The organism is Aestuariibaculum scopimerae, from assembly GCF_059428085.1.
This window is the reverse complement of record NZ_CM182089.1, coordinates 425,504-448,475: the sequence shown is the minus strand read 5'-3', so window position 1 is coordinate 448,475 and position 22,972 is coordinate 425,504. Positions and strand designations below refer to the sequence as shown.

General features: G+C 36.6%; 23 protein-coding genes. 9 read left to right on the top strand and 14 right to left on the bottom strand.

Going from position 1 to position 22,972, the window contains the following annotated elements; all coding sequences use genetic code 11:
• Positions 1 to 8 precede the first annotated feature (8 nt).
• The 6 genes from trpB to AC5SR4_RS02060 are packed head-to-tail and all read right to left on the bottom strand — an operon-like array spanning position 9 to position 5,588.
• Positions 9 to 1,190 (bottom strand): tryptophan synthase subunit beta, encoded by a 1,182-nt coding sequence (trpB, locus tag AC5SR4_RS02085; protein WP_495357883.1) that lies wholly within the window; start codon positions 1,188 to 1,190, stop codon positions 9 to 11.
• Positions 1,175 to 1,792, bottom strand: a complete 618-nt coding sequence (locus AC5SR4_RS02080; protein ID WP_495357882.1) for a phosphoribosylanthranilate isomerase — start codon at positions 1,790 to 1,792, stop codon at positions 1,175 to 1,177. The genes trpB and AC5SR4_RS02080 overlap by 16 nt, the downstream gene beginning before the upstream one ends.
• Positions 1,793 to 1,809: 17 nt before the next feature.
• Positions 1,810 to 2,595, bottom strand: a complete 786-nt coding sequence (gene trpC / locus AC5SR4_RS02075) for an indole-3-glycerol phosphate synthase TrpC (RefSeq protein WP_495357881.1) — start codon at positions 2,593 to 2,595, stop codon at positions 1,810 to 1,812.
• A 24-nt stretch (positions 2,596 to 2,619) separates the two neighbouring features.
• Complete coding sequence (trpD, locus tag AC5SR4_RS02070) at positions 2,620 to 3,612, bottom strand: anthranilate phosphoribosyltransferase (protein WP_495357880.1); 993 nt, start codon at positions 3,610 to 3,612, stop codon at positions 2,620 to 2,622.
• 3 nt (positions 3,613 to 3,615) lie between these two features.
• Positions 3,616 to 4,182, bottom strand: coding sequence for an anthranilate synthase component II (locus tag AC5SR4_RS02065; RefSeq protein ID WP_495357879.1), 567 nt, complete (start codon positions 4,180 to 4,182; stop codon positions 3,616 to 3,618).
• A gap of 2 nt (positions 4,183 to 4,184) precedes the next feature.
• Positions 4,185 to 5,588, bottom strand: a complete 1,404-nt coding sequence (locus AC5SR4_RS02060; protein WP_495357878.1) for an anthranilate synthase component I family protein — start codon at positions 5,586 to 5,588, stop codon at positions 4,185 to 4,187.
• 309 nt (positions 5,589 to 5,897) lie between these two features.
• Between AC5SR4_RS02060 and AC5SR4_RS02055 the strand changes: the two genes are divergently transcribed.
• The 5 genes from AC5SR4_RS02055 (at position 5,898) to AC5SR4_RS02035 (ending at position 8,488) form a co-directional block, all read left to right on the top strand.
• A complete protein-coding gene (locus AC5SR4_RS02055) occupies positions 5,898 to 6,464 on the top strand; it encodes a TlpA family protein disulfide reductase (protein ID WP_495357877.1) in 567 nt (188 codons plus the stop codon).
• Between the two features lie 92 nt (positions 6,465 to 6,556).
• Entirely contained in the window at positions 6,557 to 7,177 is a 621-nt protein-coding gene (locus tag AC5SR4_RS02050; RefSeq protein ID WP_495357876.1) for a thioredoxin family protein, read from the top strand.
• 178 nt (positions 7,178 to 7,355) lie between these two features.
• Positions 7,356 to 7,673 (top strand): rhodanese-like domain-containing protein, encoded by a 318-nt coding sequence (locus AC5SR4_RS02045; RefSeq protein WP_495359146.1) that lies wholly within the window; start codon positions 7,356 to 7,358, stop codon positions 7,671 to 7,673.
• A gap of 5 nt (positions 7,674 to 7,678) precedes the next feature.
• Positions 7,679 to 8,074 carry a rhodanese-like domain-containing protein gene (locus AC5SR4_RS02040; RefSeq protein ID WP_495357875.1) on the top strand — a complete coding sequence of 132 codons (396 nt, stop codon included), beginning with the start codon at positions 7,679 to 7,681 and terminating at the stop codon, positions 8,072 to 8,074.
• A gap of 144 nt (positions 8,075 to 8,218) precedes the next feature.
• Positions 8,219 to 8,488, top strand: coding sequence for a hypothetical protein (locus AC5SR4_RS02035; protein WP_495357874.1), 270 nt, complete (start codon positions 8,219 to 8,221; stop codon positions 8,486 to 8,488).
• 88 nt (positions 8,489 to 8,576) lie between these two features.
• On the opposite strand, the gene AC5SR4_RS02030 is transcribed toward AC5SR4_RS02035, so the two are convergent.
• The gene (locus AC5SR4_RS02030; protein ID WP_495357873.1) at positions 8,577 to 9,461 is read right to left on the bottom strand and encodes a carbohydrate kinase family protein; all 885 of its coding nucleotides are present in this window, start codon (positions 9,459 to 9,461) and stop codon (positions 8,577 to 8,579) included.
• Between the two features lie 199 nt (positions 9,462 to 9,660).
• On the opposite strand from AC5SR4_RS02030, the gene AC5SR4_RS02025 reads away from it, so the two are divergent.
• The 4 genes from AC5SR4_RS02025 (at position 9,661) to AC5SR4_RS02010 (ending at position 15,685) form a co-directional block, all read left to right on the top strand.
• Positions 9,661 to 10,194 carry a hypothetical protein gene (locus tag AC5SR4_RS02025; RefSeq protein WP_495357872.1) on the top strand — a complete coding sequence of 178 codons (534 nt, stop codon included), beginning with the start codon at positions 9,661 to 9,663 and terminating at the stop codon, positions 10,192 to 10,194.
• 175 nt (positions 10,195 to 10,369) lie between these two features.
• Positions 10,370 to 13,351, top strand: a complete 2,982-nt coding sequence (locus AC5SR4_RS02020; RefSeq protein ID WP_495357871.1) for a glycoside hydrolase family 2 protein — start codon at positions 10,370 to 10,372, stop codon at positions 13,349 to 13,351.
• A 148-nt stretch (positions 13,352 to 13,499) separates the two neighbouring features.
• Positions 13,500 to 14,648, top strand: a complete 1,149-nt coding sequence (gene galK / locus AC5SR4_RS02015) for a galactokinase (RefSeq protein WP_495357870.1) — start codon at positions 13,500 to 13,502, stop codon at positions 14,646 to 14,648.
• A 17-nt stretch (positions 14,649 to 14,665) separates the two neighbouring features.
• A complete protein-coding gene (locus tag AC5SR4_RS02010; protein WP_495357869.1) occupies positions 14,666 to 15,685 on the top strand; it encodes a UDP-glucose--hexose-1-phosphate uridylyltransferase in 1,020 nt (339 codons plus the stop codon).
• A gap of 260 nt (positions 15,686 to 15,945) precedes the next feature.
• Here the strand turns inward: AC5SR4_RS02010 and AC5SR4_RS02005 are convergent, their stop codons facing one another.
• The 7 genes from AC5SR4_RS02005 to AC5SR4_RS01975 all read right to left on the bottom strand — a co-directional run bounded on the left by AC5SR4_RS02005 (position 15,946) and on the right by AC5SR4_RS01975 (position 22,951).
• Complete coding sequence (locus tag AC5SR4_RS02005; protein ID WP_495357868.1) at positions 15,946 to 16,458, bottom strand: hypothetical protein; 513 nt, start codon at positions 16,456 to 16,458, stop codon at positions 15,946 to 15,948.
• On the bottom strand, positions 16,455 to 17,645 hold the full coding sequence (locus AC5SR4_RS02000) for a hypothetical protein (protein ID WP_495357867.1): 1,191 nt from the start codon (positions 17,643 to 17,645) through the stop codon (positions 16,455 to 16,457). The genes AC5SR4_RS02005 and AC5SR4_RS02000 overlap by 4 nt, the downstream gene beginning before the upstream one ends.
• Entirely contained in the window at positions 17,645 to 19,831 is a 2,187-nt protein-coding gene (locus tag AC5SR4_RS01995; protein ID WP_495357866.1) for a type II secretion system protein GspD, read from the bottom strand. The genes AC5SR4_RS02000 and AC5SR4_RS01995 overlap by 1 nt, the downstream gene beginning before the upstream one ends.
• Positions 19,832 to 19,836: 5 nt before the next feature.
• Entirely contained in the window at positions 19,837 to 21,243 is a 1,407-nt protein-coding gene (locus tag AC5SR4_RS01990; RefSeq protein WP_495357865.1) for a GspE/PulE family protein, read from the bottom strand.
• Between the two features lie 9 nt (positions 21,244 to 21,252).
• Positions 21,253 to 21,735 carry a hypothetical protein gene (locus AC5SR4_RS01985; RefSeq protein WP_495357864.1) on the bottom strand — a complete coding sequence of 161 codons (483 nt, stop codon included), beginning with the start codon at positions 21,733 to 21,735 and terminating at the stop codon, positions 21,253 to 21,255.
• A gap of 1 nt (position 21,736) precedes the next feature.
• Positions 21,737 to 22,153, bottom strand: a complete 417-nt coding sequence (locus tag AC5SR4_RS01980) for a prepilin-type N-terminal cleavage/methylation domain-containing protein (RefSeq protein WP_495357863.1) — start codon at positions 22,151 to 22,153, stop codon at positions 21,737 to 21,739.
• Positions 22,154 to 22,273: 120 nt separating this feature from the next.
• Positions 22,274 to 22,951: a response regulator transcription factor gene (locus tag AC5SR4_RS01975; protein ID WP_495357862.1), complete on the bottom strand. Its 678-nt coding sequence runs from the start codon at positions 22,949 to 22,951 to the stop codon at positions 22,274 to 22,276.
• Between the last annotated feature and the right edge of the window lie 21 nt (positions 22,952 to 22,972).

Sequence of the window (22,972 nt, the reverse complement as noted above, 5' to 3'; positions counted from 1 at the left end):
AAATGAAATTATAGCTTAAAATATTTTATATAAGTGTCAAGGTCCTTATCACCACGGCCTGATAAACTCACTACTACAACCTCGTCTGGTTTAAAAGTGCGTTGTTCAAAAATGGCAAGGGCATGAGAACTTTCTATAGCAGGAATGATGCCTTCTAATTTACACAGTTCTAAACCGGCTTTCATGGCTTCATCATCGGTAATGGACATAAATTCTGCGCGACCTGTTTTACACAAATGGGCATGCATGGGGCCAACACCAGGGTAATCCAATCCTGCTGAAATAGAGTAAGGCTCTGTTATTTGCCCGTCTTTGGTCTGCATTAATAAGGTTTTACATCCGTGTATAATACCTTCTTTTCCTAAAACGGAGGTGGCGGCACTCTCACCGGAGTCAATGCCCAAACCAGCGGCTTCAACGGCAATAATGTTTACATCTGTTTCGTGCAGAAAGTGGTAATAGGTACCTGCCGCATTACTACCACCACCTATACAGGCTACTATATGATCTGGATTTTCACGGCCTTCGTGTGCTTTTAATTGCCATTTAATTTCTTCGGATATAATGGATTGAAAACGGGTTACCATATCGGGGTAGGGATGTGGCCCAATGGCCGAACCAATAATATAATGAGTGTCCACTGGGTTGTTAATCCAATCGCGAATGGCTTCATTGGTGGCATCTTTTAAGGTTTTGCTACCTGATAGGGCTGGTACCACCGAAGCACCGAGCATCTTCATTCTGGCTACGTTTGGGGCCTGCCTAGCAATGTCTATTTCGCCCATGTAAACAATACATTCCAATCCCATAAGGGCACAAACGGTAGCAGTGGCTACGCCGTGTTGTCCGGCACCGGTCTCGGCAATAATACGGGTTTTGCCCAAACGCTTGGCCATAAGGATTTGCCCAATGGTATTATTTATTTTATGAGCCCCAGTATGGTTAAGGTCCTCACGCTTTAAATAGATTTTGGTATTGTATTTTTCACTTAGGCGCTTTGCGAAATACAATGGAGAAGGACGCCCTACATAGTCTTTTAATAGCTGGTTGAATTCTTTTTTAAAAGTAGGTTCTGCCATGACTTTTAAATAGTTCTGCCGTAATTCTTCTACATTGGGATAGAGCATTTCTGGGATGAATGCCCCGCCAAATTCGCCATAATAGCCTTTTTCGTTTACGTTATATTCCATAATGTTTGCTTAAACGCTTTAATTAATTCTATATCTTTTAATCCGGGTGCGGTTTCAAACCGACTGTTTACATCTAAGGCATAACAGTATGTTGAAGCTGCACTTTGTTGGAATGCTTTAATTTTATCTATTTCATTAATGCCAATGCCTCCACTTAAAAAGAAGGGTTTGGTTGATGGGTATGTACTTAATACATCCCAATTAAAGGTGTAACCATTGCCGCCTGGTAATTTGCCTTTGGTATCGAACAGGTAGTAATCGCAAACGGCTTCATAGGGTTTTAATATCTCAAAGTTAAAGGTGTCCTTAATAGAAAAAACCTTAATGATTTCTAGATTGTTGTTATTTACAGCCACTCTTAATTTTTGACAATACTTTGGGGATTCGCTACCGTGTAATTGTACGGCTTGCAATTGGTGCTTGTTAATGGTTTCTGTAACATTATTGAGGGCTTCATCTACAAACACGCCCACTTTTTTTATGTTTTCTGGAAGCTTGGGTATGGTGCTGTTAAAGTACCTAGCGGATGCTTTATAAAAGATAAACCCTAGATAGTTGGGCCCTAAGGCCGCAACGTCTTGAATGTTATCTGTATATTTCATGCCACAAACTTTTAATTTCATGATGCTAAATCTTTTATAAATTGTTTTGCACTGGCACCCGCATCTTCTGTTTTCATAAAGTTCTCGCCAATTAAAAACCCTTGATAGCCATAGGGCTTTAATGATTTTATGGCTTCTATGTTGCTAATACCACTTTCAGATACTTTTACAAAATCGTCTGGTATGAGTGCGCTTAGGGCTTTGCTGGTCTCTAAACTTACATCAAAAGTTTTTAGGTTTCGGTTATTTACGCCTAACATGTCTAAACTGGGCATGATGGATTTGTTGAGCTCTTCTTCGTTATGGACTTCTAATAGCACATCTAGGTTAAGGCTTTTTGCAAATTCTGAGAAGTTTTTTATCTCATCTTGGGTTAAAATGGCCGCTATTAACAGAATAACATCGGCGCCATAGGCTTTGGCTTCGAGTATTTGATAAGGGTCTATAATAAACTCTTTGCGTAAAAGAGGCAGCTTGCAACTGGCTCTTGCTAAGAGTAAATCGTCTAAGGAGCCTCCAAAATATTTGCCATCGGTTAGTACAGACATACCGCAAACGCCTGCTGTTTCATAGCCTATGGCTACGTCTTGTACATTAAGATTTTGGTTGATAATAGATTTTGAAGGCGACCTGCGTTTATGCTCAGCAATAATGCCTGTTTGGCTATTACGTAATTTTTGAGCTAAGGACACTGTATGTCTTTCAAATAAAACGGATTTCTCTAATTGTTTTATTGGTATTAAGCTTTTCTTTAAGGTAACTTCTTTTCTCTTGTCTAGCGTTATTTTGTCTAATATATTCATGGTGTAACCTAAAGGTATTTGCTATTATTTACTAAGGGTAATTAACTGGTTTAAACTGGCTTTGGCTTTTCCTGATAATAGGGATTCTTTTGCCATCTCAAATCCTGTTTTATGGTCTATTTGTTTAGTAGTGGCAATGGCTAAGCCTGCATTGGCACATACTACGTTGGTTTGTGCTTCGGTACCTTTGCCATTAATAACATCTACAAATATTTTGGCAGATGCTTCTACGGTACTCCCCCCAAAAATGGCTTCTTGTTTAATTTTGGTAAGGCCTAAATCTTCTGGTGAAAATAATATTTCGGCCGTATTGGATACTATTTTGGCTTTCCCTGTTAAAGAGATTTCATCATAACCATCCAGGGCATGTATAATACTGTAATGTTTATCGGTATTTTGGTATAAATACCCATACATGCGTTGTAATTCTAAATTAAATACGCCTACCATTTGGTTTTTTGGAAAGGCTGGATTCACCATAGGCCCAAGCATATTAAAAAAGGTCTTAACACCTAATTCACGACGAATGGGCCCAACATGCTTCATGGCAGGGTGGAAAAGTGGTGCATGCAAAACACAAATACCTGTTTCTTCTATACATTGCTTTAGGAAATCTTCATCATTAGAGAATTTAATGCCTAAATACTCCATAACATTGGAGGACCCGCAAGATGATGATACGCCATAGTTACCATGTTTGGCAACATGTACACTGGCTCCTGCTGTTATAAAGGAAGCTAATGTGGAGATATTGAAAGTGTCTTTACCATCACCTCCAGTACCACATAAGTCAATTGGGTTGTAGGCTTGTAAATCTACAGCAATGCAAAGGTCTAATAAGGCATCACGAAAGCCTCTCAATTCTTCTATGGTAATATTCCGCATCATAAAAACACTTAAGAAGCATGCAATTTGACTTTGGTTATACATACCATTGGAGATATTTACCAGAATTTGTTTGGCTTCTTCAGTTGATAGTGTTTCGTGGCCTATGAGTCTGTTTAATACGTCTTTCATTGCTTAAGAGTTTATCCAGTTTTCGAGTATCTTCTTGCCTTCAGGTGTTAACACCGATTCTGGGTGATATTGCACACCTTTTACATCATAGTCTTTATGGCGTAGCGACATAACCTGTCCGTTTGCATCAAAAGAGGTTGCTTCTAAACAATCTGGAAGGTTGGCATTCACTACCCATGAGTGGTAACGACCTACTTCTATATTCTTGTTTAAGCCCTTAAACAATACTTCATCATCTACACTAATGCTTACCTGGGTTGCTACACCATGGTAAACTTCGTCTAAATTAACAATAGTACCCCCAAACACTTCGCCAATGGCTTGTTGCCCAAGACATACACCTAATATACTTTTTGTAGGAGCGTAGGTTTTTATAATCTGTTTTAACAGTCCTGCTTCGTCTGGTATACCGGGACCTGGTGATAGCACAATTTTATTAAAAGGCTTCACGTCGTCCAGCGTTAGCTTATCGTTTCTATATACTGTAACATCACAGTTTAAATCTTCTAAGTAATGTACAAGATTGTATGTAAAACTATCGTAATTATCTATAACTAATACTTTTGTCATCTTTAAATGTCTTCGGCTAATTGAATAGCTTTGGTTAATGCTCCTAATTTATTGTAAACTTCCTGTAGTTCGCTCTCGGGATTGGATTTGGATACCATACCGGCACCGGCTTGCCAGTTAAGTTTATAGTCTTTGCTCAAGAAGGTTCGTATCATAATGGCATGATTAAAGTTGCCATTAAAATCCATAAACCCAATAGCACCACCATAGTAGGCACGGCTGGTTTTCTCATATTGCTCTATAAGTTGCATAGCGCGGTGCTTGGGAGCACCACTCAAGGTACCTGCTGGAAATGTATCGGCTACCACTTGCATGGTTGATGTGTCTTTATGTTTTTGTCCGGTAACCTTGCTTACTAAATGGATAACATGCGAGAAAAACTGAACTTCCCTATAGGTTTCTACGGTTACTTGGTTACCATGCCTGCTTAAATCATTTCTGGCTAAATCTACCAGCATTACATGTTCTGCATTTTCTTTGTCGTCTGTTTTAAGTTGCTCTGCTAATGCGGCATCTTTGGTATCATCACCTGTACGCCTAAAAGTGCCTGCTATAGGGTGGATTTCGGCAGTGCCATCTGAGACAATAAGTTGGGCCTCGGGTGAACTTCCAAAGATTTTAAAGCTGCCATAATCAAAATAAAATAGATATGGTGAGGGGTTAATGCTTCTTAAAGCACGGTACACATTAAAATCATCGCCTTTAAATGCTTGTGAAAAACGCTTGGACAATACCAGTTGAAAAACATCTCCACGGGCACAATGTTTTTTGGCAAGCTCTACATGCTCTTTAAATTCGTTATCACTTAAATTGGAAGTAATATCGCCACTGGTTTTAAAGTTGTAGGATGCAAATGCTTTTACATTAATAAGATTGTCCACAAAATCTATATTGTTTTCACAGTCATAGCAATGTGCAAATATGTAAGCTTCGTTTTTAAAGTGATTGATGGCTATAATGTTTTTGTAAACGGCATAATAGACATCTGGTATGATTAAAGAATTGTCTTTTTTGCTTATTTCTACGTCCTCAAAATATTTTACGGCATCGTAGGCGGTATAACCAAAAATACCATTGTTTATAAACTTAAAATCTTCATCAGAACTTACTTGAAAGCGTTTGGTGAACTTGTGGATTTCTTCAGCTACATTAACGGTATCATTTATTTCTAAATCGGTTGTACTACCATCGGGAAACAATTGTGTAATACGGTTGTTTTCTACTTTTATAGAGGCTATGGGATTAAAGCATATGTATGAAAAGTTTTTGTGGTTTCTATGGTAATCACCGCTTTCCAATAAAATACTGTTGGGGTATTTGTCCCTAATCTTATAATAAACAGCCACTGGAGTAATGGTATCTGCCAAGATACGTTTGTAATGGGTATATAAATTGTATGTTGTCATGTATGCTGAATTTATTTCAGTTTTTTGGTTATTAAAAAAGGCTTGTCGTGAATGACAAGCCTTTTATGATATTTTAAATTTAAATATACGAGGGTCTACTTCACGAACGTGTGTTAGTCAAGCTCCACCACCAAGTATAATTTAAAATAGTATTCATTAATCTGTTTTTAATCTGGTTCAAATATAGAAATGAAAATATAATTACACAATACTTTGGGCAATTTTTACATAAAAGAATGTTAAACTGGTAAGATAACTACATGTGATTTCCTATTTTTATAAATCTTTGAATTAAAAAAGACTATCAAATTGAAACAAATATCACTACTTACCCTATTAGTTATTGTACTGTCTTTTATGGGCTGCAAAAACAAAACTAAATCCCAAGACTTTGCTGTAACTAAAGCGACTTCTGAAAGTGTAACTGATGTTAACGCTACATTGGAAGTGTTTGATTATGCAGGTCTGGAAGCATTTTTGAATACTAAGCATGATAAGGATAAGGTGTATGTTATCAATTTTTGGGCTACGTGGTGCGTACCATGTGTAAAGGAGTTGCCTTATTTTGAGAAGCTTAATGCAACTTATAGTGACGACCAACTGGAAGTGATATTGGTAAGTTTGGATTTTCCTCATCAATACGATACCAAATTAAAGCCTTTTATAAAGGAACGAAAACTAAAATCTAAAGTTGTTGCACTTGATGATGCCGATATGAATACATGGATTCCTAAAGTGGATGCATCATGGTCTGGGGCCATACCTGCTACCATTATTTATATAAACGATGAACGCCAATTTTTTGAGGGCTCATTTACGTACGAATCACTGGAAACTGAAGTTAAACAATTTTTAAAACTAAAAACTGAAAGTTAAAAACAAAAAATAGAATGGCCATTTGTTAATTTTAAAGCGGCCAAGACCAAAGAACCAAAAAGTTTAATATCTAACATCTAATATTTTAAATTATGAAAAAGACACTTAAATTGATTACAGCTACATGTTTTGTGTTGCTTATTAGTGCGTTTACAATTAGTAAAACAATTGTTAATGATGGTTACAAGGTTGGGGATATTGCTGCCGACTTTTCTCTTGAAAATGTTGATGGTAAGATGGTTTCCTTATCCGATTACAAAGATGCCAAAGGTTACATCGTAACGTTTACGTGTAATACTTGCCCGTTTGCTGTAGCTTATGAGGATAGAATTATTGCCTTAGATAAAAAGTATGCTAGTAAAGGGTACCCTGTTATTGCTATTATGCCTAACAATATTAAGGTTAAGCCAGGGGATAGTCCAGATGCTATGAAAGCACGTGCAGAAAGCAAAGGGTTTACATTTCCTTATTTAATTGATGCAGACCAAACGGTATACCCTAAGTATGGCGCTACTAAAACGCCCCATATGTTTGTGTTACAAAAAAACAAAAAAGGTAATGTTGTGAAATATATTGGCGCTATTGATGATAATTACAAAGATGCATCTGCCGTTACAACAAAATATGTAGAAGATGCTGTTGATGCATTGCTTGCAGGTAAAGAAGTAAAAGAAAAAGAAACGAAAGCTATAGGCTGTACTATAAAAGTTTAAAGCTGCAAAGTATATAAAGTTTAAAAGTAGACTTTATTAAGAGGGCTGCCTAAAATTACATCTGTTAAGCTGTACCAAGTTCAGCTTCTCTGTAACAGATGTATTTTTTAGGTAGCTTTTTCGTTTAAGAACGTTATATATATTAATTTTGTAGCATTCAAAACTTAATTTTAGAATGATGGAAGATTTAACACAAGAGGAGTGGGCCTCCAAATTGGCCAGTGATGATAATGCAGTGATCTTGGATGTAAGAACAGCTGCCGAGGTTGCCAATGGTATTATACCTAACGCTATTCACATAGATATTTATAAAGGCCAAGGATTTATTGACGAAATTGAGGAGTTGGATAAAAGTAAGAATTATTACGTATATTGTCGTACAGGGAATCGAAGTGGACAAGCCTGTGGCATTATGGAGCAGTTAGGCTTTGAAAATGCATACAATCTGGAAGGTGGTATTGTAGAATGGGAAGGCGACGTGGTTGATATAGACTAAACTTTATGAAATCGGTATTTATTTTTGTTTGTGTTGTAGTTATTGGCGGGCTTTTTAGTTGTAAAGAGTCAACCGCTCAAACTACTATGATCACCCCAGCAGATGCGCATGCCTTGTTGAAAAACAAAGCCGTTCAGTTAATTGATGTTAGAACTGCGGAAGAATATGTTGAGGGGCATATAGACAATGCTCAAAATATAGATTTTTTATTACCTTCATTTTCTAATGAAATTACAAAGCTAGATAAACAAAAACCCGTATTGTTATATTGTCGTTCTGGTAAACGCAGTACAGATAGTGAAAAGGTGTTTTATGATGCAGGATTCACTGAAATTTATAATTTAGAGGGCGGTATTTCTAATTGGGAAACAGAAGGGTTTGAGGTTGTAACAAACCAATGATTAAAGCTTGCATTACACCGATTATAATTGTTGTTTTTGAGGTTTTGTCTTTTTTTTAAGTAATTTACCTTATTTATTTTCAATGCATAGGCCTTTTTTTTACTTTTATGCTAAAGTTTACTAATCTATATTAAAATAAGACTTATGGAAAACGGTTATGTCATATTAGGAATTGTAGCATTCTTGTTTGCGAGCATGTATGGCTTATCATACTATTCTGTATATAAAGAAAAATCAAGACAGAAAAAAGAAATGATGCTTGAAATGGAGAAAGAAGAAGAAAGACGTCAAAGAAGTCTTGATAGACAAAAAGCCATTGATGAAAGGGTAGAGAAGTATAACAAACGCCATGAAGAAATACAACGTGAGATGGCACTCTTAGAAAAAATGAAAGAAAAGCAAAAAACAGGTTAATAGCTTTAGCTTTACACCATATTAATACATTAAAGCCTTTGTGATTTTTTCACAGGGCTTTTTTTGTATAAATTCAGCATGTAACAATTTAATAAGGATTCATAAATGCATTGATCTCTTTCATGGTAATATTAGGATTGGCTCCTTCACTTTTAGCCACAAGAGCCCCTACTGCACAAGCAAAGTCTATAGCTTCTTGAGGAGCTGTGCCATTTAGCAATTCACTAATTAACGATCCTAAAAAAGAGTCGCCCGCACCAACGGTATCCACTACCTTTATAAAAAATCCACTATTATAATATAATGCGTCATTATATAACAAAACGGCTCCATGAGGTCCTTTGGTCACACAAATGTGCGCTGTGTTGGTTTTATTGGCTATATATGTGAGGTTTTGCTCCAAAGCATGGTATTTAGAACCTAGATATTTACTTACTTCATAAAGCTCATCGTCATTAAACTTTATAAAATCGGCTTTGTTCATCAGGTCAATTAAAATATCCTTGGTATAATAAGGCGGTCTTAAATTAAGGTCAAAAATCTTGTATTTGGCTAGTTCTATAAGTTCGTATAAGGTGTTTTTGGAAATATCGTCCCTAGTTATAAGACTTCCAAAAACAAAAGCATCAGAAGATTTAACAAGTTCTTTGGCACGTTCAGTTATGCTTATTTTATCCCAAGCTCTGGGGTAGTTAATGTCGTAAGAAGCAGCTCCTTTATTATTAAGTTTCACCGTTACATCGCCCGTTTTATAATCTTTAAGGCTTTGTACACAGTCTGTATTAATACCACGTTCTTTTAAGTACTTAAGTATGTTTTGTCCAGATTCATCATGACCAACGGCACTAATCATGCTAACTTGGTTATTAAATGCTTTGAGTCTGCTAGCTACATTTAAGGGGGCGCCCCCAATTTTTTTATGTGTAGGGAATACATCCCATAAAACTTCTCCAAAGCAGGTGATTTTCAACATAAGCTTAATATTTGCATTACAGGTTAAATTATAAGCATTATTTCAATGAAATGCGAATTATAAATGTAATAATTTGAATTATAATACTAAGGCAATATGGGATGTATTAAGATGTATTAAAATAATACTTCCTGATTTTTAATTTGTTGTCATAAAAATTGTATAACTTTATAAGATAACTAACTTAAAATCAATATTTATGAAAATTTTACTTTCTATTTTATGTGTTTCCCTATGTTTTGTCGCCTGCCAATCTAAGCCGGATAATAGTGCAGACGAATTGTTTAAAAAGAATTCAGCAACCGTTATGGCCAATCTAGAAGGTTTTCAAAACGAAGATTTAGATTATTCGATGTACGCGGAAGATTTTGTAATGCGTGGAACAAGCTTTGGGTCTAAAGATTCGCTTAGCTTAGAAGACGTTAAAAAAAGTGATGCGTCATTATGGCAAACCTTTAATTTTAAGATTCTAGATTCCTTGGTGTTATTACCAGGAGTTAATCCAGAAACAAAGCAAGCAGATGGTTCAGTACGTTATTATGCAGATTGGGAAATAACGCTACCAGCAACAGACTCTACCGAAGCCAAAACAGCTGTTGTAAAGTACTATGAATCTTTTGATTTTGATGATGAAGGTAAAATATTTTATCAACAAGGATATGGTGATATAACAGGTGCGATTAGACATTTGTATAAAGAACCAAAACCAGAAGAAGCCCCTATGGAAGAATAGCCTAGGTTGATTAAAAATTAAAACCCATGTAGATAGATATTTACATGGGTTTTTTATTGTTATATTTTATGCAATCTAGAGTTTTCGGTAAAAAGGATTCTGGACTGTTTTTTTGATATTGACATTGTTTGTGTTACATTCGGTAGCAAATAATATTATAAAATAGTTAAAGCAAATGAAAATATTTAAAAATGGTGTTGTACTTATAGTCATATTTATTTTTATAGCTAATAGCTACGGACAATTTTCTAGAAAAGAATTTAATTTTAATTCAGATTGGAAAATGTATGTTGGGGACCCAAATCATGCTGAGAGCGTGAATTTTAATGATTCTAAATGGAAGCAAGTAACACTTCCCCATGCATTTAATCAAGAAGAGGCTTTTGCTTTGGCAATAGATGAGCTTACTACTGGTGTTACTTGGTATAGAAAAACGTTTCAATTACCACAAGAACTTGCTAACAAAAAAGTGTTTATTGAATTTGAAGGTGTTAGGCAAGGTGGAATGGTTTATGTAAATGGTAATTATGTAGGCCTACACGAAAATGGTGCCATGGCCTTTGGTTTTGACATTACGAATTATATACTTCCCAACCAAGAAAATATTATAGCCTTGAGATTAGATAATGACTGGGATTATAAAGAGAAGGCAACAGGAACATCTTTTAGGTGGAATAATAAAAACTTTAATGCCAACTATGGTGGTATACCTAAAAATGTGTTTTTACATGTTACGGATAAGCTTTACCAAACATTACCACTTTATTCTAACTTAAAAACTACGGGCGTTTATATTTATGCTTCAGATTTTGATATTCCTGAAAAAAGGGCAACCATAAATATTGAGTCGCAGATTAAAAATGAATACCCAAAGCCACAAACATTTACATTTTTAGCAGAGGTTTATGATTTGGAAGGGAAAATAGTGGCAACGTTTTCCAAAGCGAATTTTGTTATCCAACCATCAGAAGTTAAGGAGGTTAGTCTAAAAGAAACTTTAAAAGATTTAGAGTTTTGGAGCTGGGGTTATGGCTATTTATATACTATTAAAACAAAGCTGTTGACTGACAACCACGTTGTTGATGAGATGATTACTAAAACAGGATTTAGAAAAACGGCATTTAAAAATGGTATGGTATACTTAAACGATCGTGTGCTGCAAATGAAAGGTTATGCTCAACGTACCAGTAACGAATGGCCTGCAGTAGGTATGTCTGTTCCTGCTTGGTTAAGTGACTATAGTAACCGACTCATGGTAGAAAGCAATGCCAATTTGGTTAGATGGATGCATATTACACCTTGGAAACAGGATGTAGAATCGTGTGATCGTGTAGGTCTAATACAGGCCATGCCTGCAGGTGATGCAGAAAGAGATTCCGACGGGCGCCATTGGGAACAACGTACAGAGCTAATGCGAGATGCTATTATTTATAACCGTAATAACCCTAGCATTCTTTTCTATGAGTGCGGTAATGAGGTGATAAGTGAAAAACACATGCATGAAATGAAAAGCATTAGGAATACTTTTGATCCATTTGGGGGACGTGCTATAGGGTCTAGAGAAATGCTTGATAGCCGAGAAGCGGAGTATGGAGGTGAAATGTTATATATTAATAAGAGTGCCAGGATTCCTATGTGGGCTATGGAGTATTCTAGAGATGAAGGTTTAAGGAAGTACTGGGATGAATACAGTCCACCATACCACAAAGAGGGAATGGGCGGAACCACACATACCAATGTTAATGGAACCAAAGTGGTTGATGCAAGCCCTTATAACCACAATCAAGATGCCCATGCTATTGAAGATGTTGTTAGGTGGTTCGACTATTATGAATGTAGACCAGGTACAGGCCACAGAGTGAGCTCTGGGGGTGTAAACATTATTTTTTCTGATACGAACACTCATTTTAGGGGTGCCGAAAATTATCGTAGAAGTGGAGAGGTGGATCCCATGCGTATTCCTAAAGATGGTTATTTTGCACATCAAGTAATGTGGGATGGTTGGGTAGATATAGAACGTTACAGAAGCCATATTTTGGGACACTGGAATTATACAGACGATGTAGTAAAAAATATTTACGTAGTGTCATCTGGTGAAAAAGTGGAACTGTTTATAAATGGTAAATCTATAGGTTATGGTAAACAAAGCAATCGCTTTTTGTTTACATTTAATAATGTTCAGTGGAAACCGGGTGAAATTAAGGCCATAAGTTATGATGCCGATAACACTATTGTTAGTGAAGCCATTAAAACAACAGCAGGAACACCTTATGGAATAAGGTTAACGCCACATACAAGTCCCAATGGTTTTTTTGCCGATGGTGCCGATCTGGCTTTTGTTGATGTAGAAGTTGTTGACAAAAAAGGGAACCGATGCCCTGTAGACAATAGCTTAATTGAGTTTACTTTAAAAGGAGATGCAGTATGGTTAGGAGGTATTGCTCAAGGACCAAGTAATTATATCCTTTCTAAAGAATTGCCTGTAGAGTTGGGTATTAATAGGGTTTTAATCCGTTCTGGGCTGCGCGCTGGAGAAATTAAACTTGTGGCTAAGTCAAAAGGACTTAAACCTGCAAAAATTACTTTAAATACTATACCTTTTAAAACAGAAGAAGGGCTTTCTGAGTTATTGCCAGGAGATGGCTTACCCTCTAATCTTTCTAGAGGTAGTACACCTAGTACCGCTTCATATACATTAAAAAGAATCAATGCATTTATTAAGAATGCAAAGGCTGGGGCTAATGAAGATGAAGTTTACAAGAGTTATGATGATAATGAGTTAACAGAGTGGAGAAATGACGGGAAGGTTAAGAATGGTTGGATTGCATACGAATTGGTTAAACCCACAAAAGTTTCGCAATGTGTTATAAAACTAACAGGTTGGAGAACTAAACAATATCCTATTAGAATATTGGCAGATGGGCAAGAGGTATATAGAGGAACAACATCTCAAAGCCTGGGATATATAAGCTTAAACTTAAAGCCTGTATTAGCAAAAACAATTGAGATAAGACTTCTGGGAGAAAACTCTGAAAAAGATGCTTTTTCAGGGATTGTTGAGATAGATCCAACAAAAGAACTGGATTTATATAAGGATAAAGAAGCTGCAAATGCAAAAGGCTATTTAAGAATTGTTGAAGTTGAATTTTATGAGTAATTTATTTTAGCTAGATAAAGAATATTTCTTTGTTGTTAGGTTACATATTTTTAATAGTCTATTTAATGAAAACGTTGTAGTTGTATTTTTAAATTAACCAATTATATTTTCAAGAATTTTTGCGAAGAAGTTCATATATTCGCAATTCATGGATACAGAATTAATACACAAGGTAAAAGCCCAATTCATAGAGCGGTATAAAGCAGAACCGTTGCTTATCTTTTCACCAGGGCGCATCAATATAATAGGCGAGCATACAGATTATAATGACGGATTTGTTTTTCCTGCAGCTGTAAATAAAGGTATTGTGGCGGCCATCCAAAAAAGCGATGCAGCTACTTGTGCAGCATATGCATTGGATAAAGAAGAAGAAGTACAATTTTCTATAAAAGACCTTAGGCCATCTGCAGAAGGTAATTGGGAAAACTATGTATTTGGGGTTGTTGCAGAGTTGGTAAATCGTAGCAAGACTGTAGGTAATTTTAATGTTGTATTTGCAGGTAATATTCCAGGAGGAGCAGGCATGTCATCATCAGCAGCTTTAGAAAATAGTGTGGTGTTTGGTTTAAATGCATTATTTGATCTAGAGATTTCAAAAGAAGAAATGGTTTTAATTTCACAAAAGGCAGAGCATAACTATGTGGGTGTTAAATGTGGTATTATGGACCAATACTCCAGCATGTTTGGTATAAAGAACAATGCTTTGCTTTTAGATTGTAGGACTGTAAAGTCTAAGCCATATGAAATTGATTTTAAAGACTATCAATTAATTTTAATCAACACAAATGTTAAGCATAGTTTATCGGATAGTGCTTATAATGACAGACGTTCAGTTTGTGAGTCGGTTTCAGAAATGTTGAATGTAAGTGCGCTTAGAGATGCTACTGCATATGATTTAAAAAGTATAAAAGACCAATTGACTTACGAAAATTACCAGAAGGCCCTGTATGTTATAGAAGAGAATGAACGGGTTGTTAAAGCAGCTAAAGCCATTGAAGAGGATGATTTAAAAACGCTTGGGGTTTTGTTATATGAATCCCATAACGGGTTGCAACACCAGTATAAGGTAAGTTGCGAAGAGTTAGACTTTTTGGTAGCCCAAGCAAAATTAACTCCCCACGTATTGGGAGCAAGAATGATGGGCGGTGGTTTTGGAGGTTGCACCATTAATTTGATTAAAAGAACAGAGATTGCTAATTTTAAGAATCATGTTTCTAAACTTTATAATGATAAGTTTAACAAAGCCTGTTCTTTTTATGCAGTAGAGCTTTCAGATGGTACGGGTGTTATTAATTAAATTTCAAAATAAATACGGTGATAGCAGATTTACAAGATTATTCACATAAGCGCTTTAATGTTTTAACGGGCGAATGGGTGTTGGTATCCCCCCATAGGGCCAAAAGACCATGGCAAGGACAGCAGGAATCGGTATCTAATACCAAACGGCCATCTTATGATGCGAGTTGTTATTTATGTGCCGGTAACACTAGAATAAATGGTGAAGTAAACCCAGATTACAAAGAAACCTTTGTGTTCACCAACGATTTTGCTGCTTTACAAAACAATTCAAAAGCCTTTAAAATAAACGATGGTTTGCTGCAAGCCCAAAGCGAAACGGGTATATGTAAGGTTATTTGCTTTAGTCCAGACCACTCAAAAAGTTTGGCAGATATGGATACTAAGGCCATTCAAAAAGTAGTAGAGACTTGGCAGGAGGAATACAAAGCACTGGGTGCCAACAATACTATTAATTACGTTCAAATATTTGAAAACAAAGGCGCTGTTATGGGGTGTAGCAATCCACATCCTCATGGGCAAATATGGAGCCAGTCCACACTGCCCAACGAGGTTTATAAAAAAGATACGCAACAGCGCACCTATTTCAATGATAACCAGTCTAGTTTGTTGGGTAGTTATCTCAAACAAGAGCTTGAAGCCCAAGAACGCATCGTTTTTGAAAATGATAGTTTTGTAGTTTTGGTACCATTTTGGGCTATTTGGCCTTTTGAAACCATGATTGTTCCCAAAGCACATCAAAAAAGTATTCTTGATATGCAAGCAGAGGAACCTTACCTTTTTGCTGAAGCTATTTCTGTTTTAACAAAGGCCTATGATAGGTTGTTTAACACATCTTTTCCATATTCGAGTGGCATACACCAAGCACCAACAAATGGTGAAAACAATCAACATTGGCATTGGCACATGAGCTTTTATCCGCCCTTGTTAAGAAGTGCTACGGTTAAGAAATTTATGGTTGGATATGAAATGTTTGGTTCACCACAGCGTGATATTACTGCAGAAATAGCCACCCAGAGGTTAAAAGAGCTTTTGTAGTAAACGCTTCAAACTTAATAAAATAACGGGGTTAACTCCAATAGCTTACAGAAACAAATACAGTAAATAGAAAACATACCTGTTATTTTTTTATACATATAGCATATTCCATATTTGTTATTATGTTGTAAATGTATTGTATGCAAGCCTCTAATCTGTATTACTTAATGAAACATTAAAATTATTATATAAAGTTAAATGAAGTCTTCGGCTTATTAAAAAGCTTTTGCAAATACATTTTGAAATTTACACAGAAACAATCACCCAAAACTACGCAAAAACACCCCAACCTGTAAATAAACTTTGCCGCTTCTAAAATTCATTTTCCGCTCAAAGTGCAGGTTGACAATCTCCCCAAATTTAGTACGCTGTTCCAAATGGTAAACAAGTTCCAGTAGGGCGTTATAATTTCCCTGTAAGGTAAATTGATACGTCTTGATGGTCAGTTCTCCATTCTTAAACGTATGCGGTTCCAAAAAGGCCACCACCTGTATCTTGCTAGTATCGGCTAGGGTGTTGATGGTCTGCAACAGGGTGTTCTGGATGGAGCTTCCCTTTACCTGATAGATGTTCAAAAGCGAGTCATAATAGGTTTGCTTTTGCCTTAAAACAGAGAGTTGTTTAGGGGTGTTCCCAAACAATAGCGCTTCTTTTTCCAAGGTGGTGTATTCCTTTTTAAGAGACAAGGTTTTTGAGATAGCCAAATTGTAGCAAACAACAAGGGTTACCAAAAAACCAACAATCAACAAGATATTTTTAGTTTTATTGGTCATGGCAACAAAAGGATTTTTATTTTAAAAACAGATGTGTCATCCTTGGCATCACCATAGGATAGAACCTCCACGTTTTTCACCCACTCCAAATGTTCCAGATCACCGATCCATTTGGAGTAAGACGTGCTATTGTTTGATGTACCGCCAACTGTCATAGTATGTTCCATTACCGTAATGGCCTTATCTGCCTTGACCGCCTTTTCTAGGGGCTGGTAGTTGATTTCTGTTAGCAATATGGACTCTGGTAGGCTCGATACAATCCCATTCACATAAAAAGAACTTTTGGACGCGTTACTTTTCAATAGATCATCCATCAATTTTTGCGACCGGCCCACGGACTCGGTAAGTTCCAAGATTCTATCCTTAGTGGTACGGTTCAATTGGGAAGACTGATTTAAGGCTTCAACCCGACCAAAATAAAAGTTAAAGCATAGGAAATTGCCCAATAACAGGCTGAGGATAAAAACAAGACCAAATTTTAAAGACTGCCTGAAAAACTGATGCTGTTTAAAACTTCTCAGTAAATGTGCGCTTACAGATTTAAAGTTTGTTGTCGATATACTATTGTTCAAGATTGTGGAAAGGGCACCAGACAGGGACAACACATATATGCCAGGCACCAAAAGTCCATTAATGTCATAAAAAATAGTTTCCCCAGAGGCTTTAAATTCCATAGATTGAATCGAACCATCAGAAACCAATATCTTGGCATTGGAAGTCTGCACAACCTTTTCATCCAAAAACGGAACTACAGCATGTAAAATCGAATTTCCCAATGAAAAGCCTATAATGTTTAAGTTTGATTTGTTATAATCCGCAATCAAACCATCCAAATAGGACTTTCTGCAAATCGATACAAAACCCAAAGTTTTTTGACGCACAATTTCAAAATAGAACTCAGACATATCGATATTGGGAAAGGCCTTGCCAATCAGTTTTATGGCATCAGGTTCGTTGCTCTCAATAGTTTTGGTAAGCACCTGATCGTTATTGACAACCAAGTGAAAGTGCTGTTTCTTGGGAAGTTTATTAGAAATGTCATTTACAGAACTAAAGGTGTGTGTATCCTCTAAAAGGACTTCTTTTTTGCCCTTTTTCAAACAGGTCACGTACAGCTTATCAGAAGTGTGCTCCACAGCACAGAACCGCTTTCCAAATTGTAGATATGATACTAAATGGTCAAACATCAATAAATAATGGTAGGTTTAATAAATACCGTTAGCTTAGCTTTAGACGCTTCACGTCTTCTAGAACTGAACAACCATTTTAGAACAGGAACCCTAGCTAAAAAAGGCACCCCGGTTCCCGAATCGTTTTTTACCTGTTCCTCTAGGCCGCCAAGCACAACAATATCTTGGTCCTGCACCCGAATGATGGAACTAAATTCACGAGAACTAATATCGGGTGGCGCATTTTCATCTATACGGCTACCAAAACTGGATTGTATTACAAAAATGTCTAAGGTAACTTGTCCGTCGCCAGATACCAATGGTTTTATGGTTAAACCAAGCTCTGCATCAATAGGTTCGTAATTGGTAATTTCAGAAGTTTGTGGGTTGTCTGTGCCATAAATATTTCGTTGTGTTACCGTATAATAAGATGTTTCGCCATTAGAAAATGTGGCACGATGCCCGTTAAGGGTAGAAAGTTTTGGGGTAGATCTAATTTTAAGATTTCCATTAGTTTCCATAGCTTTTACCGTTGCAAAGAAATTAGGAACGACCTTCCCCAAGTTCAAGCGGTCAAACCCATCAAACCCATTAATGACCTTATTAATGGTTTTGGCGCCCAAGGTAAAATCGGTTACCGGAAAAAGGGCGCCTTTGGTTTCCTTTGGTTCATCGCCAATGCCCCAGCTAACGCCCGTTTCAATAGTATTGTTTTTGTTAACTTCTACAAACATGACCTCAATTAAAACGACTGGTACTGTTTTATCAATGTATTGTATAAAGGCTTTAAGCCGTTCAATTTTAGTGCTAGAACCTGTTACATATAGACTATTGAGTTCCTGGTCCACTTTAATATCCAAAGATTCAGCAATTTCCGCAGGAATAATGGTTTCAATAGTTTCAGAACTACCAGTATTTTCACTGCCATAACTAGAGGTGTTTGTTGTATTTCGGTTTCTGTTCAGTCTAGAATTGTTATTTGATGTTCCATTGTAGTTTTGGTCTATACCATACCCACTGTTATAGCTATTGTTACCATAATAACTCCTCCCAACGGTTCTACTTCTAGTGCTTCCACCAGTAGGGTCTGTAAGCAGTTCCACAGAGCGGTGCATTAAATGGATCACTTCCATCTTACGAACGCTTAGCTGGTTTGCAGTTCCAAAGTAATAAATATTACCTTCCTTTTTAAAAGTAAATTGAGTGCCCAGGTTTTGCGAAAGCGTATTCCCGGTATTTGGTGTATTGCGGTTTGCCACATTGGGATCTATATTATTGGTATGTGCTGAAGAACTTTGAGACTCAAACATTTTAACCAACAAATCATCAAATAGAATGGACTTGGCCTTAAAAGTAATTGACCCAGCATTATCCAGTGGAGTAGCCGTAAAAATATTAAGGTTTAAGGCGTTACCAATATCATTGATAATAGTTGCTATAGGAGTATTATTAAAGTCTACTTCCAATAGGTGCTGTTCTGGGTCTATAATATCAAAGTTGGTGTGTGGTCTATTTTCAAATCTAGTGTTTGTCTGGTTGCCGTCTGCAGCACCAGCACTATCAAGTCCTTCAAATAAATAAAAGTGGTCTTTGGTTATCTCTAAGGATAGGTTATTGGCCAAAGCCAGTTTGTCCATGGCCGCATTAAACGGCATATCCTTAATATAGGAGGTAAGTAGGGTGTTTTCCAAACCAGGTGCAAACACCAAATTTTTAGCACTTTCATCCATAATACGTTTAAAAACGTCATACAGTTTGTCTTTTTTGGCATCAATGGAAATGGTATTGGTTTCGGGATTATACGTTACAGGTATAACACGAGGCTCAGGTGCTTCTATGGGTGCCGTATATTTTTTTATAGAAAGAATGCTACCAGTAAAATCAATGGTCAGGCTGTATGCCTTGCACAAAAACACCAATAGGTCGGCTACCGTAACATCCGAAAAGTTATTGTTGGCTAGGGTTATTTGGTTCAGTTCAGGGTCTATGTTAATATTAATACTGTGCGCATTAGAAATAGCCAGTATAAAATTGGCCAGCGATACATTGCTAACGTTAATATCTGTTTTGGCCTGTTCTGTTAATCCACCCACTTCATTAGATAGTGCCTCTAGGTTATTTTTAATGGTAGCCAAACGCTTATCACTATTTTGAGCATGCCCCAAACAGAAAACAAATAAAAAAATATATAAAAGTTTATTCATAAATATCAATCAATTAATAAAGCATACACTTCCTCAACCGAGGTGATGCCCTGTTTTACCAAACCAATGGCGTTTTGTTTTAAGGTGGCTATGTGGTGTTCTTGTAAATAAGCATCAATTTCCAAATCATTATTTTTTATATGGGGTACCAAGGCTTTGGTAATGGGAATGATCTCATAAATGGCTTTTCGGCCAACATAGCCTGTATGGTAACACTTAGGGCATCCCATTGCCGTATAATGTTTGGTAAGGTCTTTTGGCATGCTAAAGTTTTCTGGAAAAATAGCTTTGGTTACAAGAGCTTCTTGCTTGCAAGCATTGCATAATTTTCTAACCAATCGCTGTGCAATACTCACATTAAGGGTACTGGCAATTAAAAAAGCGGGAATCCCCATATCTATCAATCTAGAAATGGTAGCCCAGGCCGAATTGGTGTGTATGGTAGACAGTACCAAATGCCCTGTTAAAGCAGCACGAATGGCCATGTTGGCGGTTTTAACATCGCGTATTTCACCCACCATAATAATGTCGGGGTCTTGGCGTAAAAAAGTACGCAGGGCACTGGCAAAATCTAAACCTATATTCTCTTTTAGTTGTACTTGGTTAATGCCTTCCAAGGTGTATTCAATAGGGTCTTCAATAGTTAGTATATTGGTTTTGTCATCATTTAATAGTTTTAAAGTAGCATACAAGGTTGTTGTTTTACCAGAACCAGTTGGTCCCGAAATAAGCACAATGCCATTGGGGTTTTTAATGGCTTCCTTATAAGTTTTAAGCTCTTGAGCCGTAAAGCCCAAGTCGTTAACATCAATATGGTTGGCATCTTTACTTAAAATACGAAGCACTATTTTCTCGCCGTGTAAGGTTGGTAGGCTAGACACTCGAATATCAAATTCATCCTGGCGGGTTTTAATGGTAATGCGGCCGTCTTGCGGTAAGCGTTTTTCAGAGATATCCAAACCCGCTTTAATTTTAAGTTTATTAACAATAATGGGGTATTCCGATAGGGCAATAACAAAATGCTCCTTTAACTTTCCATCCAATCGAAACCGAACTCTGCATTTGTGCTCGTATGGCTCAAAATGTATATCGCTGCTGCCAATATCTTTGGCCGAGAGCAAAAGCGTTTCCAAAAAATCATTGCTATAATGTAAATCTGTAGTTTTGTTATTGTCACGCTTCCTAAAATTATTGGAAAGGTACAGGTTTATATTCTCTGGCGTTTCAGGAAGGAGTTCAACCTGTTTTCCAAACACCACCTGTAGTTCCCTTTTAAGAGAATCGGTAGGAGTATGCGATTTAAAAACAAGCGTCCCATTGTGGGCTTCCATAGGAATGATTTTATAATGATAGGCCTGCTCACTACTAATGAGTTGCGTTAACGATGTTGGGAGGGTAAATGGACTGTTCATAGCAAAACCTTATAAGTTATATACAATAGGAATAAGCCCAGACCAATGGCCTATATAGCTCATTAAAAAGAAAAGGCCCATATAGCCCGCTAAGGGCACCGTGGTTTGCTTGTTGGCATTTAGGTTGCTGTACAGGTGCAGGGCCAAAGAAAAGATAAGCCCGCCAACAAAAATAATAACAAAGCTAATGGTTGGAAAAGAGACCGCCAATGCCAAGAACATCAACAAATCACCTAGTCCAATAGTGTTAAATACAGGTGTTTTAAGTTTTAAAGTAGCATATAGTACAATGGCGGTACTAAGTAAGAGTATAAACCCCATGTTTAGTTTAATAGATACAAAGAATACCTCATTAGGGGTATTATTGTAAAATAGCCAGCCACATAAAAACCCAAGCACAGGAAATAAAAACCAATAGACTTTACGGCATTTATAGTCCTGTAAAAAAACAAGGAACAATGTTGCGAGCAATAGTATTTTTACAAGTATCATCTTAATCTTTTACAATTTGTTTTGGCGTTCCGGTTTCATCAATTTCCCAAACATTAAACACTCCATCACCATCAAAATCGGTTACGGCCGTTGCCCGGGCTTTAAAGCTATTGTTATCGGCCACTATTAGCTCATAACTGTAATTGCTGGTACCATTGTCTTTAACTGTTTTAGGGGCTTCAAAATCAATTTCACTTAAATCATGGGCATATTTAGAGTACATATACCGGTATGTTGTTTGCGAATTGTAAATAAACTTGAGCTGGGTCTGTGCCTCCACGCTTTTGGTCTTGGCAATTAAGGGCATTAAATTGGGGAGTGCCAATAGCAATAGAATACCAATAATGACCAGAACAATAAGGACTTCCTGTAAATTGTAGGCAGAAAGCTTATAAACAAAAGGATTTTTATGTCTCATATTTTTAGATAATGTACTTAGCGTTTATACAACATGATTTGTCGGCATTAAATATACAAAGCCGATATATCATAGCAGTAAGGTTTTAACGCGTAAAAAGTAAGGTTAAACCTTACTTTTTTATATAAACCCTCTTTTTTTGGCAATATCAATTAAAGTCATGTCGTCTTTAGTGCTAACGTTAAAGATATCTTTCAGCCCTCTTTTGCGTTTCTCTACACCAGAAAGTGATAGATTAACCAATTTTGGAATATCCTTCATTTTTACCCCTGAGGATAGGTAATGCAGTATTTCTGTATCAATAGAATCTATAAAAATATCGTTAGATACATGTTTACGTATTAGTTTGGCAATAGACTTACTATAATAAGGGGGTTCCTTAATAACATCCATAATAGCGGTAATCAAAGTTTTATATGAAAAGTCCGATTTTATTAAAAACCCATCCGGATTTAAGGTTTTAAAAATATTGCACAGTTTGTGGTTGTTGTTGTGCGAGGTTAAAACAATAAGTTTGGCATTGTAAAAGGTTTTCTTAATTTTTAGTCCTAAGTCTTCCCCCGATAACAATTTACGGTTTCTAGATGGAGGTAAGCTAATGTCCAGCAATACCAAATCTAAGGGAAAATTCTTTTTTGCCATTTCAATTTTTAGATCAGCCGAATCACAATCATAAGCTTTATGGATATTAAAGCTTAATGTTGGATTAAGGTTGGAAATAGTTTCAAGAGCTCTTGTGTAGTTGTCTGCTACGATTGGATGGTCCTCTACGATGAGAACATTTAATTTTTGATTCATGATTGATTTTAATAATTAGTT

What these genes read in the sequence shown, in the direction of transcription:
- trpC (WP_495357881.1), bottom strand. Translation starts at nt 2,595, where the DNA reads ATGAATATATTAGACAAAATAACGCTAGACAAGAGAAAAGAAGTTACC.
- AC5SR4_RS02025 (WP_495357872.1), top strand. Translation starts at nt 9,661, where the DNA reads ATGAAAATTTTACTTTCTATTTTATGTGTTTCCCTATGTTTTGTCGCC.
- trpB (WP_495357883.1), bottom strand. Translation starts at nt 1,190, where the DNA reads ATGGAATATAACGTAAACGAAAAAGGCTATTATGGCGAATTTGGCGGG.
- AC5SR4_RS01985 (WP_495357864.1), bottom strand. Translation starts at nt 21,735, where the DNA reads ATGATACTTGTAAAAATACTATTGCTCGCAACATTGTTCCTTGTTTTT.
- AC5SR4_RS01990 (WP_495357865.1), bottom strand. Translation starts at nt 21,243, where the DNA reads ATGAACAGTCCATTTACCCTCCCAACATCGTTAACGCAACTCATTAGT.
- AC5SR4_RS01995 (WP_495357866.1), bottom strand. Translation starts at nt 19,831, where the DNA reads ATGAATAAACTTTTATATATTTTTTTATTTGTTTTCTGTTTGGGGCAT.
- AC5SR4_RS02060 (WP_495357878.1), bottom strand. Translation starts at nt 5,588, where the DNA reads ATGACAACATACAATTTATATACCCATTACAAACGTATCTTGGCAGAT.
- AC5SR4_RS02050 (WP_495357876.1), top strand. Translation starts at nt 6,557, where the DNA reads ATGAAAAAGACACTTAAATTGATTACAGCTACATGTTTTGTGTTGCTT.
- AC5SR4_RS01980 (WP_495357863.1), bottom strand. Translation starts at nt 22,153, where the DNA reads ATGAGACATAAAAATCCTTTTGTTTATAAGCTTTCTGCCTACAATTTA.
- AC5SR4_RS02045 (WP_495359146.1), top strand. Translation starts at nt 7,356, where the DNA reads ATGGAAGATTTAACACAAGAGGAGTGGGCCTCCAAATTGGCCAGTGAT.
- AC5SR4_RS02035 (WP_495357874.1), top strand. Translation starts at nt 8,219, where the DNA reads ATGGAAAACGGTTATGTCATATTAGGAATTGTAGCATTCTTGTTTGCG.
- galK (WP_495357870.1), top strand. Translation starts at nt 13,500, where the DNA reads ATGGATACAGAATTAATACACAAGGTAAAAGCCCAATTCATAGAGCGG.
- AC5SR4_RS02065 (WP_495357879.1), bottom strand. Translation starts at nt 4,182, where the DNA reads ATGACAAAAGTATTAGTTATAGATAATTACGATAGTTTTACATACAAT.
- AC5SR4_RS02030 (WP_495357873.1), bottom strand. Translation starts at nt 9,461, where the DNA reads ATGTTGAAAATCACCTGCTTTGGAGAAGTTTTATGGGATGTATTCCCT.
- AC5SR4_RS02080 (WP_495357882.1), bottom strand. Translation starts at nt 1,792, where the DNA reads ATGAAATATACAGATAACATTCAAGACGTTGCGGCCTTAGGGCCCAAC.
- trpD (WP_495357880.1), bottom strand. Translation starts at nt 3,612, where the DNA reads ATGAAAGACGTATTAAACAGACTCATAGGCCACGAAACACTATCAACT.
- AC5SR4_RS02000 (WP_495357867.1), bottom strand. Translation starts at nt 17,645, where the DNA reads ATGTTTGACCATTTAGTATCATATCTACAATTTGGAAAGCGGTTCTGT.
- AC5SR4_RS01975 (WP_495357862.1), bottom strand. Translation starts at nt 22,951, where the DNA reads ATGAATCAAAAATTAAATGTTCTCATCGTAGAGGACCATCCAATCGTA.
- AC5SR4_RS02020 (WP_495357871.1), top strand. Translation starts at nt 10,370, where the DNA reads ATGAAAATATTTAAAAATGGTGTTGTACTTATAGTCATATTTATTTTT.
- AC5SR4_RS02040 (WP_495357875.1), top strand. Translation starts at nt 7,679, where the DNA reads ATGAAATCGGTATTTATTTTTGTTTGTGTTGTAGTTATTGGCGGGCTT.
- AC5SR4_RS02005 (WP_495357868.1), bottom strand. Translation starts at nt 16,458, where the DNA reads ATGACCAATAAAACTAAAAATATCTTGTTGATTGTTGGTTTTTTGGTA.